Annotated in this window: 14 protein-coding genes; 2 read left to right on the plus strand and 12 right to left on the minus strand. The window is 43.2% G+C overall.

The window, feature by feature from the left end:
• Positions 1-16: 16 nt before the first annotated feature.
• From ACFFHF_RS11180 to spoIIID, 3 genes are all read right to left on the minus strand, one after another.
• A complete protein-coding gene (locus ACFFHF_RS11180) occupies positions 17-856 on the minus strand; it encodes a flagellar hook-basal body protein (RefSeq protein ID WP_377058164.1) in 840 nt (279 codons plus the stop codon).
• 408 nt (positions 857-1,264) lie between these two features.
• Positions 1,265-2,266: a rod shape-determining protein gene (locus tag ACFFHF_RS11185; RefSeq protein ID WP_160545970.1), complete on the minus strand. Its 1,002-nt coding sequence runs from the start codon at positions 2,264-2,266 to the stop codon at positions 1,265-1,267.
• 334 nt (positions 2,267-2,600) lie between these two features.
• Positions 2,601-2,873: a sporulation transcriptional regulator SpoIIID gene (spoIIID, locus tag ACFFHF_RS11190; RefSeq protein ID WP_340905883.1), complete on the minus strand. Its 273-nt coding sequence runs from the start codon at positions 2,871-2,873 to the stop codon at positions 2,601-2,603.
• 659 nt (positions 2,874-3,532) lie between these two features.
• Here spoIIID and ACFFHF_RS11195 point away from each other — a divergent pair.
• Entirely contained in the window at positions 3,533-4,369 is an 837-nt protein-coding gene (locus ACFFHF_RS11195; protein ID WP_377058165.1) for a LysM peptidoglycan-binding domain-containing protein, read from the plus strand.
• 29 nt (positions 4,370-4,398) lie between these two features.
• On the opposite strand, the gene ACFFHF_RS11200 is transcribed toward ACFFHF_RS11195, so the two are convergent.
• The 8 genes from ACFFHF_RS11200 to spoIIQ form a co-directional block, all read right to left on the minus strand.
• Positions 4,399-5,064: a 3'-5' exonuclease gene (locus ACFFHF_RS11200; protein ID WP_377058166.1), complete on the minus strand. Its 666-nt coding sequence runs from the start codon at positions 5,062-5,064 to the stop codon at positions 4,399-4,401.
• A gap of 13 nt (positions 5,065-5,077) precedes the next feature.
• Positions 5,078-6,961, minus strand: a complete 1,884-nt coding sequence (locus tag ACFFHF_RS11205) for a DUF294 nucleotidyltransferase-like domain-containing protein (RefSeq protein WP_377058167.1) — start codon at positions 6,959-6,961, stop codon at positions 5,078-5,080.
• Positions 6,942-8,609: a sodium:solute symporter family protein gene (locus ACFFHF_RS11210; protein WP_160545838.1), complete on the minus strand. Its 1,668-nt coding sequence runs from the start codon at positions 8,607-8,609 to the stop codon at positions 6,942-6,944. The genes ACFFHF_RS11205 and ACFFHF_RS11210 overlap by 20 nt, the downstream gene beginning before the upstream one ends.
• Before the next feature lie 60 nt (positions 8,610-8,669).
• Positions 8,670-8,972 (minus strand): DUF4212 domain-containing protein, encoded by a 303-nt coding sequence (locus tag ACFFHF_RS11215; protein ID WP_377058168.1) that lies wholly within the window; start codon positions 8,970-8,972, stop codon positions 8,670-8,672.
• Between the two features lie 129 nt (positions 8,973-9,101).
• Positions 9,102-9,281 carry a hypothetical protein gene (locus ACFFHF_RS11220; protein ID WP_160545840.1) on the minus strand — a complete coding sequence of 60 codons (180 nt, stop codon included), beginning with the start codon at positions 9,279-9,281 and terminating at the stop codon, positions 9,102-9,104.
• Between the two features lie 297 nt (positions 9,282-9,578).
• The gene (locus ACFFHF_RS11225) at positions 9,579-10,187 is read right to left on the minus strand and encodes a pyroglutamyl-peptidase I (protein ID WP_377058169.1); all 609 of its coding nucleotides are present in this window, start codon (positions 10,185-10,187) and stop codon (positions 9,579-9,581) included.
• Positions 10,188-10,201: 14 nt separating this feature from the next.
• Complete coding sequence (locus tag ACFFHF_RS11230; protein ID WP_377058170.1) at positions 10,202-11,809, minus strand: gamma-glutamyltransferase family protein; 1,608 nt, start codon at positions 11,807-11,809, stop codon at positions 10,202-10,204.
• A gap of 210 nt (positions 11,810-12,019) precedes the next feature.
• Complete coding sequence (gene spoIIQ / locus ACFFHF_RS11235; protein WP_160545843.1) at positions 12,020-12,925, minus strand: stage II sporulation protein SpoIIQ; 906 nt, start codon at positions 12,923-12,925, stop codon at positions 12,020-12,022.
• Positions 12,926-13,048: 123 nt separating this feature from the next.
• Between spoIIQ and ACFFHF_RS11240 the strand changes: the two genes are divergently transcribed.
• Entirely contained in the window at positions 13,049-13,441 is a 393-nt protein-coding gene (locus tag ACFFHF_RS11240) for a VanZ family protein (protein WP_160545844.1), read from the plus strand.
• Between the two features lies 1 nt (position 13,442).
• On the opposite strand, the gene spoIID is transcribed toward ACFFHF_RS11240, so the two are convergent.
• Positions 13,443-14,465, minus strand: a complete 1,023-nt coding sequence (gene spoIID / locus ACFFHF_RS11245) for a stage II sporulation protein D (protein WP_377058211.1) — start codon at positions 14,463-14,465, stop codon at positions 13,443-13,445.
• Positions 14,466-14,547 lie beyond the last annotated feature (82 nt).

A 14,547-nucleotide genomic window follows, 5' to 3' on the forward strand; every position in this document is an offset into this window, starting at 1 on the left:
ATGAGTGCCTCCTTCCTTATCCAATTCTTCCGATTTCATTTGCTGCCTTGTCCATGCTCTTATCATACGCTTGAAGCACCTTTTGGTTGGCTTCAAAGGCACGATACGCCGTTAACATATCTGTCATTGTACGGCTCACGTCAACATTTGAGCGCTCTAAATACCCTTGCTGCAGCTTAAACTGAATGCCTGCTTCGTTAAAGGCGTTGGCAAGTGGATTGCCATCCTCTGTGCGATATAACCCATCGCCCTCTTTAATCATACGCTGTGGATTTGCGGCAAAGCCTACACCTAGTCGGTCCGTTTCTCCATTTGCCCCAGTGATACGACCATCTTCAGTTACTGTGAACTGATCACTAGAAAGCTGGATACGCTGTCCTTGATCATTTAGGACGAAATTCCCGCTAGACGTGGTTAAAAACCCTTGTCCATCTAATGTAAAGTCACCATTACGAGTGTATTTCGTCGTACCATCTGCGCCTTGTACGCTATAAAAAACCGATCCTGCTAGTCCGTTGTCTCCATTTGGCGGCATATACAAATCAACAAGCGCAATATCCGTACGTTGCTCTGTCGCTTGTAAATCACCTTGAATGAACTTTGGAATCGCTTCTTGCATATACACGCCTGTATTAATCGCACCAATCGTTGTTCCAGTCGTAAGGTTTAACCCTTTTTCAGTCGGAATCGATTGTGAATCATACCGTTTTAACAGCATCTCAGGAAATGCACGCATCGACGCCTGATCCGCCTTAAATCCTGGCGTATTCGCATTCGCCATATTATTAGAGAACATCTCCGTTCTTCTCTGTTGGGAGATCATACCTGAAGCAGCCGTATAAAACCCTCTAAACATCCTGTCACCTCTTCATTTTTAAACTATCTATATAAATATCAATAAATTTCAAAAATATATAAAACCACACTTAGTATCTATTATAAAAAAAAATGTCGAAAAGCACATTATGTTTTTTCAGGAAATTTGGTACGGGTAATATTTCCCGGTAACCCCCTCGGTGACACCCCTCCGGTGACAGACACCACAAAAAGACAAATCACCCCATATTGTCCACGGACGGTGTCTGTCACCACAGAAAGACAGATTAGCCTGTTTTGTACGTCTGGAGTGGACACTCAATGAACTGTCCGCCTGAGGTGGAAAAATGGTGTGTTTTGTCCACGAAGGGTGACAGACACCCTCATACGGACACCCGATATCAGCAAACGAAAGGCACTTCCGGACGGAAGTGCCTTTTGGTTGGTTTTAGCCTAGTCTTCTGCGTGGGAGACGGTCGATGTTATCGAGCATGATGCCTGTTCCGATTGCTACGCAGTCCATTGGGTTTTCTGCTACTAATACAGGGACCTTCAGCTCTTCGGCAAGTAGCATGTCGATGCCGTGTAGTAGTGCGCCTCCACCTGTTAAAATTACGCCACGGTCAATGATGTCCGCAGATAATTCTGGTGGTGTTCTCTCAAGAACAGATTTTGCTGCTTGTACAATAACTGCCACAGATTCACGAAGAGCTCCTTCGATTTCTTCTGAACGAACTGTGATCGTGCGTGGAAGTCCTGACACCATGTCACGACCGCGAATTTCCATTTCCTCTGAACGAGAACCTGGGAAAACTGTTCCGATATTGATTTTGATATTCTCTGCCGTACGCTCACCGATTAATAATTTGTATTGACGCTTAATATAATGAAGAATTTCGTTATCGAACTTATCTCCAGCCATCTTAATCGAAGAAGAAGTAACGATATCACCCATAGAAAGAACAGCCACATCCGTTGTTCCGCCACCGATATCAACAACCATATTTCCGCTTGGCATGAAAATGTCCATCCCTGCGCCAATCGCTGCCACCTTTGGCTCCTCTTCTAAATAAACCTTTTTCCCGCCGCTCTTCTCAGCCGCTTCTTTAATTGCCTTTTGCTCAACACTTGTAATATTGGTTGGGCAGCAAATCAAAATGCGTGGCTTAGATAAGAAGCCTTTTACATTTAACTTATTAATAAAGTGCTTTAGCATCGCTTCTGTTACGTCGAAGTCAGCGATTACTCCGTCCTTCAGCGGGCGAATCGCAACGATATTCCCCGGTGTACGACCAACCATCTTTCTCGCTTCTTCACCAACCGCAAGCACGCGATTCGTATTCTTATCTATAGCCACAACAGATGGTTCATTTAACACAATGCCGCGGCCTTTCACATGGATCAGTACGTTAGCTGTTCCTAAATCGATTCCAATATCTCTCGCAAACATCCTTTTCATTTCCTCCTTGAAAGGTAACAATCGTATTCGTGCTCTTCTCATATATATCATGGGTTAAATTCTCATTAAAAACTCGGTGTGTAGGAAAAGAGACTTACCTATTACGAACCTAATGTCTCTAATAGAGTATTTTATCACAAATAGGTAAATTACAATAATAATTTGTCAAAAAGACAGACAAAATGTCAAAAAAACTTTTGAATACGAAAATTCACAACCCTTTTCTTTGTAAAACAAGGCTAATACCCGTTTTTATAGGTCCTTCCGCAAAAGGTAATCTGCACAAACAAAAACCTCCCATAATAGATATGGAAGGTTTTAAAAATCACTTTACAGGCTCGCCTTCTAGTTCTTCTTTCTTATACTTCATTTTTGTCGCTTCTCCCCCACGCAGGTGGCGGATGGATTTATGGTAATCTAATATGTCCTTCACTTCGTTTGCCAGTTCTGGGTTTATCTCGGGTAGTCTTTCAGTTAGATCTTTATGGACTGTACTTTTGGACACGCCAAACTCCTTCGCGATTACGCGAACTGTTTTTCTCGTCTCCACGATATACTTTCCAATCTTGATAGTTCTCTCTTTGATGTAATCGTGCACACCACTCGCCCTCCCTAAATTGGATGTGAGAAGTGTGAAATGAGACTCGCTTCCGCTTTTGGTGTACTGTTACCCGCACAACATCCATTATTATTTTCAAAAAACAATTTCTTCTGAGCATTGTGTGCGGCAGAAAGTGTGACACTTTCTAAACTTTACAAGGAATAAACATGTATGGAACTAAATCTCGCGCATTTGCAAACGACTCCTCACCTCATACACTCTCTTTGTAGGTTTGTAACAGTTTATTAGCTTGGTTGATAATTTATGCACGAAAAACTCAATAGGGACAAGGCTTATTGAAAATATTTTGAAAAATCGGATAAAAGAAACCTTTCCGCTCTTATTTATTTCGTAATAAATGTTACAAAATCGGCACAAACAAGAAAAAAGGACCATTCGATAAAAAGGACAAGCAACTATCATTTACCGGTCATTTTGTCCCTGTCGTCGGAAATTCTGGAAATCCCCTCCAAAAGTGTAGGTCGTATTATGCCAAAAATCCTCATGTTTTTGTTGAAAAATAGGCGAAAGGTTTGAAGAAGCCTGTCGAAATTTTAGAGAGGTTCTCCCTATTGTCTACCCAGGGACATATTACGTAGAATGAGGTGAATTTATACATAAATATTGGTTTTACTACTACATTTTGGGGAGATATTATGGACTATACAAGAAAAGCACGGATTCAAAACGAAAGAAAAGCAGCGGCCAAGGCAAACCGTCGTAAACTGGCTGGTGTGACCATGATGGCAGCGATTACAGCTTCATCCTTATTTGGATCTGGTATGAAGTCTGCAATAGCAGAAACAGAGGCAGGCATATACACCGTTCAAAAAGGTGATACCCTTACACGCATTGCAAAACAATACAATGTAAGCGTAAACGAGCTGATGAAGGAAAATAAGCTCGTTTCCGACAAAATATATATCGGCCAAAAACTTGAGGTTCCTACTCACCTTGAGGAAGAAGAGAACTACGAAGAGATTTCCGTGCAATCACATAAAGTGGTTTCCGGTGATACGTTATACCGGATTTCTGTCAAATACGGAACAACGATTTCAGAGCTAAAAAAAGTAAATAGTCTAACGTCCAATACAATTAAAATCGGACAAACGCTACTCATTCCAGCGAAAGAAAAGGAAATCTCACAAAAATCAAAGCAGCTTGCAAAGTTTTATACCGTTGCCCCTGGGGATACGATCTATGGGTTATCCAAGCGCTTTGGTACGTCCATTGAAGTACTAAAGGGACAAAATGGCCTGAATACAGAAATGATCTTAATCGGGCAAAAAATACTGATTACCGATACACCCGTTACTACAAGAGCCAAAGTGGTTGGTGCGATCGACAAGTTTACCGTCGAGTTCCAAACAGCCACTGGATCACTTCCCTTAAAAGTGTCTTACGGAACGGCAGAGGCCTATCAAAAGCTATCAGGTAAAGAGTACATTCTTTCCTATAAAAACGGTGCGTTAGTCTCCATTCAACCGGAATAAAATAAAGAGCATGGGTAACCCCCATGCTCTTACAACTGTAAGGAACGCGCTTGACTCTCAGTTGCCTTCACAAGCTCCCCCCACGTACGATAGCCGCGATCACGAAATTGCTGGATAAGCTCCACAAATAAATACGCCGTAGTCTTCGCATCACCTACCGCATTATGCCGCTCATAAATTCTTGTTCCAAACGCACGCGCGTATCTCTCCAGGTCACGCATATCATAGGACGGAGCAAGAAACCCGATCAGATCAAGTGTATCGATTGTAAAAGTCTCCTTTAACCCGTGCTTTTCCCGTTTCAACTCATTTTTCAACACCAGTGCATCAAAGCTTACATAATGCCCGACCAGACTCACCGTTTCCTGCTCTCTTACATACGAAAAGAAGTCGGAAATGGCCTCAAATGCAGACGGTGCGCCAGCCACTTGCTCATTAGAAATAGACGTCAATTCCGTTATTTCCCGAGAAATTTGTCGAGATGGATTCACATAGGTTTGAAAGCTAGAAGCCTCATCAACCTTAAATCCTTCTACTAAAACGGCCCCAATTTCTATTAATCTGTCTGACGTAGCTATTTCGAACCCTGTCGTTTCCGTGTCAAAAACGACAAATTTCAGCTCTTCTAGTGGAGTGGATAACGGTATTTCCTGATATAGAAGCGGGCAGGTGATTGATTTTCGCAAAAAAAACATTTCTTCCCTCCTTCTATACAGTAAAGTTAGCAAACACTTGGCTTTGCAACTCTTTTAATGATTTTAAACTAAGAATGAGCTCTTCTTTTTCACGAGTGGATAGTCTAGCAAACTCAATATGGGACTTTCCTTGATGCTGCCAGCGCTGAGTCACATACAGCCGCAGAACCTCTTCCGCCGCCTGCTTCAAATCGTTGGCAAACACCTCCGACAGCACCCCTTTCTCTTTTAAAAAAGAGATCTTGGCAACGGACGTCCCAGACATTCCCCCGTGTAAAAGAGTGAGAATTTGCAAACTATGATGATAAGCAAATAACACTTCCTTTTTCATATCCAATTGCTTACGCTCAAGTTTGAATATGGAACGTATCGGCTGATCCAGAGTCGGAATCACATGCTCTCTTTCCACTTGAGAGAGTCGAAACAGAAAGATTTTGGAACGCTGTAACAGCTCTCGTATTCCCTCTTCAAATCTCTCATGCAACGTATGTGATCCTGTTAAAAATCGATAAGAAAAGAAGTTTTGCGCTAATAGGAGATGGTCATTGGTCGCTTGCAGTATCCACCCTCTTACTCTTTCTTGCCACCCTTCAATGGTCCCACGCCATTTCCCCTCACTACACATCATCAAACCTAGACAACGTGCATAACCCGCTTTTTCAAGCATGTTGGTAATCTCCCTACCTAATCTTGAAAAATATTCGTTGTACTCCTCCTTCTCGTAAACAAGGAAATGATCCTGATCGGTGAGCAAAAACTGCTCACCACGGCCCGCACTTCCCATTTGATAGAAAGCAAACGCACAAGGAACCTCTTCTCCCATTGCCTCTACGGAAAGCTCCACCGCTCTCTTTACTAGACGATCGTACAACCCAGTCACAATCTCTAACGTTTTTAACATAGGAATCTTGTCTTTAATCAGCGTTCCAAGAATGTCATAAATCGCTTTTTTCACAGAAACGATCGTCTCTTCTGTGCATTGCTCAATCTTTTGAATCGTCTTCATCACATTTAGGTTCTTTTTCCGTAATAAATCAGATAATGTGACCACTCCGATGAGCTTTTCACCTTCTACGACTGGCAAATGCTTGATTCCTTTTAACAGGATTAAAGATAACGCATCATAATAATAGGAGAAACGCGAGATCGTCACTGGATCAGGTGTCATAACCTCACGTGCGACACAATCTAAAGATCGCCCTGCCGCAATTACTCGCTCGACCATGTCCCGTTCTGTAATGATTCCATCCAGCCTACCATTTTCCATGACAAGTACTGAGCTTGTGCTCTCTTTATGCATCAGAATGGCGGCCTCTTGTACCTTTGTTGTCGGGGAAACACCCACTACTCGGTCCGTCATCAAATCTTGAACGCGCAGCATGAAAGCATCTCTTTCTCCAAAATCACGTACAAGCTGAACCTGCTCCGCTAACGAGGCATAAATGTCCTTAAGCCGCACACTCACCTGCGCTAATAAATAATCATGAACATTCGGGTCATCCCACCGCTTGGCAATGACGGTAAAAGGGATATAAAGGGCTTTGCAAGGTTCGACCGCGCGTACCTCTACTTGAGTGGCTGCCTCCTTGCCCGGCTTGGAAACACCTAGGAAGTCAGCCAAACTCGAAATGCCAATCAACTCCCCCTTTTGAACTACTTCAAGTACTTCCTCCTGCGTCCCTTGCTCATTTTTTATAAACACTTCAGCAATTCCCGATAAGATGAGGAGCAAGCCGTCACGTGGAGCCTCTTTTTTCAGCATCGTTTCGTGCTTTTCATACATTCGAAGCTCGCAAAGCTCGATAAGGGAAAGGGCCATACGGACATCCACCCCTTGAAAAAAGGGGTGAAACCGTACAGCCTCTAAAATGATCTCCTTATAATTCTTTGGTTCCATCGTTCATCCAAACCTCGCCATTCTTATACACCATCTGCTCTGGATAGCGTAAATCAATCACTTCCTCTTGGATTTTCTGCGATGGAGCCTCTGTTGATAAAGAAACGATAATATTCGTTAAGAACGCCGCTGCTGCTCCAAACACTCCCGCTCCTGTATCAATAATGCCTAAGATCGTAAATCCACCGTATTTCGCAGCAAAAATATACGTTAAGGTCACACCTAACCCGACTAATAGACCTGCGATTACTCCTTTTGCATTCGAACGCTTCCACCAAACACCAAGAACAAGTGCTGGGAAGAATGTTCCTGTCGCAAGCGCAAACGCCCAAGCCACAATCTGTGTGATCGCTCCTGGTGGGTTAAGAGCGATCAACCCTGCAAATAAAGTCGCGATAACGATCGACCAGCGAGCTACAGAAAGACGTTTCTTTTCCGTCGAATTTGGCTTCAAGACACGGTAATAAATATCATGAGCAAAGGAAGAAGAGATTGCAATCATCAATCCACCTGCTGTAGATAATGCCGCTGCCATCGCACCAGCAGCGACCAAACCGATGACGAATACACCAAGATTCGCAATTTCAGGTGTGGCCATAACAACGATATCGTTAGAAATCACGAGCTCGCTCCATTGAAGAATGCCATCACCATTACCATCCGCTACTTGAAGCTTCCCAGTATCCACCCATGTTTTTGTCCATTCCGGAAGCTCAGAAATTTTACTACCAGCCACTTTTGTCATTAAAATAAAGCGTGAAAACGCCGCATAAGCTGGTGCCGATAAGTACAATAATCCGATGAATAGCAGAGCCCAAGCTCCTGACCAACGAGCCGCTTTCATCGTGGATACCGTATAGAAACGTACGATGACGTGTGGAAGTCCAGCCGTTCCAGCCATAAGCGTAAACATAAGAGCCAGGAACTGCCACTTCGTTCCGTTCGTAAACGGTGCAAAGTATTCTGAAATGCCAAGTTCCCTATCGAGTTCACCCATTTTTCCAACAAGCTCCCCGTACGATAGCCACGGCATCGGGTTCCCTGTAATTTGCAAGCTCATAAAAATAACAGGAATCAAGTAAGCAATAATTAAAATAATATACTGTGCTACCTGCGTCCATGTAATCCCCTTCATTCCTCCGAACGCTGCATAGAAGGCGATTAACACCACCCCGATCATCGTTCCAAGCTTTGCATCGATTTCAAACAATCGCCCGATAACTACCCCAGAGCCTGACAACTGACCGATTGAATACGTAAAAGAAATAATGATCGTAATGACAGCCGCAATCACACGAGCCGTATGACTGTCAAATCGGTCACCGATAAATTCAGGAACCGTGTAGCGACCATACTTACGAAGCTGTGGAGCAAGTAAGAACGTCAGCAATAAATATCCGCCCGTCCAGCCCATGATATAAGCAAGACCATCGTATCCGAGTAGCATGATCGTACCTGCCATACCAATGAATGAAGCTGCACTCATCCAATCCGCCCCAATAGCCATCCCGTTAAAAATAGGCGGTACCCCGCGTCCGGCTACATAGAAATCAGAGGTTGCCTTCGCCTTGTTGTATAAGGCAATCCCGATATACAGGGCAAACGTCGCTAAAATGATCGTTAATGAGACCAAGAATTGTGTATCCAAATGTATTCCCCCCTATGGATTGATTTCGCTTTTTCTATTTGAGACCCCGAGCATTCCCCTTTAATGCTCGAACACTTTTCCAGAACTGATTTGTTCATTTTTGCTCTCATCAATTCCGTATTTTTTGTCCACATTGTCACTTAGCTTGGCATTTACAAATAGTAAAATGATAAACGTGATCACTGCCCCTTGAGCTCCCATAAAGTAATGAAGGGGAAACCCATTAATTGAATACTGACTTAGTGGCTCAGCAAAAAAGACTACTCCAAAGGAAACGAGAAACCAGAAGATAAAATAAATAATAATATTGCGTGTTCTTTCGCGGAAATAACGATCGGCTACCTCTTTATCAATTTTCTTCACACTTACACCCCCATGAAAAATGATGTTCTTGTGCGGTTCTAGATGTTTCTCACACAACCCTCCTTTCTATTCGAAAAATATATATGAACTTTTACTCGCCGGTTATGCAAGAAAAAGTCATCAACCTTTTTAACTTAAGCTGAAGATAAACTTGATGGTATCAATGAATGGCATAGGAACTAGGATGATTTGAACGATGAAGTAGACGAAAATGGATAGGAATGGAATAACTAAGAAGAAGGGTCTTTTCTTTTTAAATGCAAAAAATAAACAAACGACAGAGATGAGAAGTAAGCTTAAAAAGATCATTTCTTGCCTCCTTTTATGTGAAAGCGTTAACAACTTTTACTTTTCTGAAATTTTAAGAAAATTCAATACTTATTATCTACATAAACCGTCTCTTGGTCAAGTAAGACTAGCAAGTAAATTTTCAGAGTGCTTGTCGAAATTTGAAAATACACCTTAAAAACATAGATTTACCAATACTTTCCTTTCAAAACATCCGTCGAAAACTTTTTCTTCCAAGGAGTTTGTAAGATTAGTTAACACTATCTTGAAATTAGAAAACCCAACCCAAATGGTGACATAGAAAAAGCATGTGAAGTCTCACACGCTCAGTGCCTTAATCACTATTTTAACGGCTTCAAGCAAGTCTCTGGAGGACCAGCTTGGCATCTCTTTTTTCCCATCTATTACAAGCTCGTGGGAAGCTGGAACATGTACAAAGCCAGCTGGAATATCCCATTGCTTCTCCTTTAACTCATGTAAAACGGTGTACATCACATTGTTGCATAAATACGTACCCGCACTGTTCGAGACCCTAGCAGGATAGCCTTTCTCTTGAAGGGTGTCCACTAGCATCCGAATAGGAAGTGTAGAAAAATAGCCATCTGCACCCTCTTCAGCGATCTTAGAATCTACGAAAGCTCTCCCGCTATTATCCGCTTCCCCGTCGCGACAATTAATGGCAATCCGCTCCGGTGTTATCTCCGTCCGTCCCGCAGCAAGACCGAGCGACAGGACCGCATCAGGGGCAACCTCACGAACCGCATCCAATATCGCCAATGGTGCTTTTTCAAAATCTACTGGCAAAAGAACTCCCTTCACCTCGTATTCACCAATCTGTGCTCCGTCCAGTCTCAATACGATCTCCTCGGTGGGATTGATTGGATGGTTTAGAAACGGTTCAAACCCTGTTAACAATAGCTTTTTCATAGATGTGTCTCCCCTTAATAACTAGCAATGCTACCGTCCGTACGCTTTTCCGTACCTCCCGTTAGCACACCTGTCTCTGGATTACGAACAATCACCTGACCACGACCAAACCCACCAGAATCATGTGCAACAACCATCTCATGCCCTTTTCTCGCCAGCCCCTGAACCAAATGATTTGGAAAATCATGCTCCACTTCGATCTTCTTTCCAGATATCCACTGCCATCTAGGAGCATCTAGCGCACTTTGCGGGTTTAGGTCAAAATCAATCATATTCATCGCTACCTGCACATGCCCTTGTGGCTGCATATAACCACCCATCACACCAAAAGGCCCAACAGCCTCTCCATCCTTTGAAATAAAACCAGGAATGATCGTGTGATACGTCTTTTTCCCAGGAGCAAGCGCATTTTCGTCTTCTACATTTAATGAGAAATCATGGCCGCGATTTTGCAAACCAATTCCTGTGTTTGGAACGACAATCCCAGAGCCAAAGCCCATATAATTGCTTTGGATAAAAGAAACCATATTTCCTTCCCCATCAGCAGTCGCCAAATACACCGTCCCGCCCTTTGGAAGAGTACCTGGTTCTGGGATCTGAGCCTCCTCTGTGATTTTCTCACGAGCCCGCTCAGCAAATTCCTCTGAAAGCAAATCTGAAACACTTGCCTTCATCGTAGTTGCATCCGTAATATACGTTTTCCCATCGGTAAATGCCTGCTTCATGGCTTCTAATTGCAAATGCAAGCCCGTCAAATCTTCACGATGCGAAAACTCGTAGCCTTTTAATATATTGAGTGCCATAAGCGCAACCAAGCCCTGACCGTTCGGTGGAATTTCCCACACATCGTAGCCGCGGTAGTTGACAGAAATCGGCTCCACCCACTCTGCTTTGTACGCGGAAAGATCTTCTTTTCGTAAAAAGCCCCCATGAGCCTTAGAAGCAGCATCGATTTCATCGGCTAATCGGCCTCGATAAAAGCTTTCTGCATTCGTCTCAGCAATTTCTTGAAGAGTATTGGCATGATCCTCAGACTTCCACATCTCCCCGATTTGTGGTGGCTTTCCATCTGGAGCAAACACGCGGAACCATTCCTGGTATGAGGCGTCCTCCCCAAAGCGTTTCTGATAAATGTTATAGGCACTACCCCAATACTTCCCAAGTGTTGGAGAAACTGGGTAACCACCTCGTGCATATGCAATCGCCGGTTGCAACACTTCCGTTAATGGCAAACGTCCGAAGCGTTTGGAGAGCTCCGCCCATGCAGAGGGAGCACCAGGAACGGTTACCGGAATCCAGCCATGCGATGGCATTTTTTCATGCCCAAGCTCTTTCACTTTTTCAATTGAAATTCCTTGCGGGGAAGGTCCGCTCCCATTTAAGCCGTACATCTTATCTTTGATCCAAACCAGCGCAAAGGCATCGCCACCAATGCCATTCGACGTTGGTTCAACGACGGTTAAGCACGCTGCTGTCGCAATCGCAGCATCCACGGCATTCCCACCCTTTTTTAACATATCAAGTCCTGCCTGTGCTGCCAGTGGCTGAGATGTCGCCACCATGCCATTTCTAGCAATCGTCGCCATTCGCTGTGATCGATACGGATATGTAAGGTATGACAAATGAAACTCCCCCTATTAAACTTCGTCTTTCGAAATATTATACGATAGATTTTGAATTTTTCCAATAATTAAGAAATTACTAACTTGGGTGTCTGTCACCGCCCGTGGACAAATTCTTGTTTTTGTCCGTCTCAGGTGGACACTTAATAACAAAGTTTCTCCTCCTCAACAAAAAAAACCCGCACAAGGCGGGTTTCCTCTTACTATATCCTATGCATCAGAATTATCTGTGCTGTCAGTTCCTTCTTCAGTTCCAGGAGTTTCTTCTTTACCAGAATCTGTTCCTTCTTTTTCAGTAGACTTGTCCGCATCTTCTTCTTCAGCAGCTTTCTTTTCTGCTGCGTCATCCGTTGCTTCCTCTTCTTCTTCTACTGCATTTGGATCATCTTTTCCGCTGTTTTCCATATCAGACACATTTACTTCTTTTAATGAACTTAAAGGCTTTTGGAAATAGTCAATTGGATTTAAAGCTACTCCATCTTTGCGAATTTCAAAGTGAACGTGAACGCCAGCTTCTTCATTAACTAGGCTTTCACCTGCAGTTGCGATTGACTTACCTTGCTTAACTTCATCGCCAACTTTTACTTTGATGTCACTAACTGATTGATATTGTGTTACAATTCCTTTATCATGCTCAATTTCAATCACATTACCAAGTAGAGAATCGTTATCAACCACTTTTGTCACTGTTCCGCTAAGAGCTGCAACTACATCGAATGCTTCCCCATCTTTTTGAACAATATCAATACCTGTGTTTGGATGGTATGAATTGTCGTAGAATACTAGGGCTGCTTCTTGCTGTTCTGTTGAGCCGTTATTATCATAGAATTGCTTTTGAATTTCGACCTTGTTTGGATCTGTCACCGGCATTACAAAGTTTTCCATTGTACGTGATACTTCAACAGCTGGCTCATTGAACTTCTTGTCTGTAACGTCAGTAGCCTCGTTGTTGTACCCAAACTTGTCTGAATCTGTTGCACTGCTTTGATACCATAAAACCGCGGTTAAAATGATCGCTGCGCTTCCTAGATAAATTGCTGGGAATGCCCATCTTTTCTTTAAAAAGCGCTTAACATTTGAATCTTGAGAAGATCGTTTCTTTTCTTCCTCTCTCATTTATCATCACCTCAGCAATCAGTTTGAACAATGTGAGAGAAATATATACGTTGTGAGAAAAAATTTTTTTAGACTTATTTTTCGACAAAGCTTTTACAATTATTCATGATAGGAGAATGTTTTATGAAAAAATTTCTTTGGACCCTTCCCCTTGCATATATGGCGCTGATTTGGACACTATCCAGCTTTCCGGCCGATGAATTCGTCGCTTTGCCCGACTTGTCCCTTGACCGCATCATTAAAGAGTCACTACACCTGGTCGAATTTGGAATTCTATACCTCCTCTTCGCCCTTGCACTATATGGAAATGGACAGCTCACAAAAAAGACAAGCCTCCTCTTTGCGATCATCGCTTGCCTGTACGGGGCACTTGATGAAATTCACCAGTCCTTCGTTCCCTACCGCTCCGCCACATGGATTGACCTTGTAAAGGACGTTATTGGTGTCACCGTAGCTTATTATTTCGTAAACCGATTTTATTTTTTGAAAAAAAATAAGCTAGAGCAAAAGCTCTAGCTTATTTCTGGGCAGTAATCTTCGTGAGCAGATCGTTTGATGATACGACTTCTACTCCTTGATAGTAGTACTTCGCGATATCTACGTAGTTCTTTCCTTCTTGTGCCATTCCATTCGCCCCGTATTGGCTCATACCAACACCGTGGCCGTATCCCTTTGTATTAATCACGATTTGGTCGCCTTTTCGCTCCCACGTAAAGTCTGTTGATTTTAATTCCAGCTTCGTACGAATATCTTGCCCGGTTAGCACGGTCCCATTAAAGTCGACCTTGCTCACTCGGTTACTAGATGTACGCTCGACCACTTTTCCGATCGTATCACCTGAACCCACCTTCACGCCTAACAATCGCTCAAAGTCGGAAACGGAAACAACCTTTTGTCCGTTAAATTCCTTTGAGTTCAGATCCCAAGGGCTCTCGACACTTTTTAAATAAGGGAGTGCACCTTGCCAAACTGATTCGGAATTTTCCGTATACCCATTACTTGTTGAAAAGAACGTCGCATCGATTGGGCTTCCCTCATAGGTTAAAATTTGACCGCTCGTTTCCTGTACCGCTTTACGGATCTTCTCTATTTTCCAAGAGTAGTCCTTGCCCCAAATCTTTCTAAGCTCTTCATCGTTCTTAAATACCTGGTGCTGCACCGTATCCGTTACAAGTGCCCCGTCAGGTACCTCAAGCTTTTCTGAGCTAATCATTTGCCTCACGATATAGGTTCTTGCAGTAAGCGCTTGTGCCTTCAATGCTTCCAGTTCAAACGTGGCTGGCATTTCTGATGCAACGACGCCTGTTACATAGTTATCCAGTTCAAGTGTCTCCACTGATTCTGATGCGGTACGATAGACAGCAACTTCTACGGCCGGACCCGTTGGTGGTGCTTCAGCGACCGTCTCTTTAGCGGTTTCCTCTCCAAGTTTACCACTTACCTTACCCTCTGAAAAAGGGAGCACGACGAGTGTAGGAATCATGAGTGTGACGACGAATAGAATGGCGGATACGAATACAAATGGTTTTAGTTTCATTATGCTTGTGCCTCCAGTACGCATTAGGTAACAAGGAATATGTAGTCCCGTCTCCATTCATACATATGGACTTGGACAAGCAAAT

This window comes from Robertmurraya beringensis (assembly GCF_042433785.1).
GTDB lineage: Bacteria > Bacillota > Bacilli > Bacillales > Cytobacillaceae > Robertmurraya_A > Robertmurraya_A beringensis.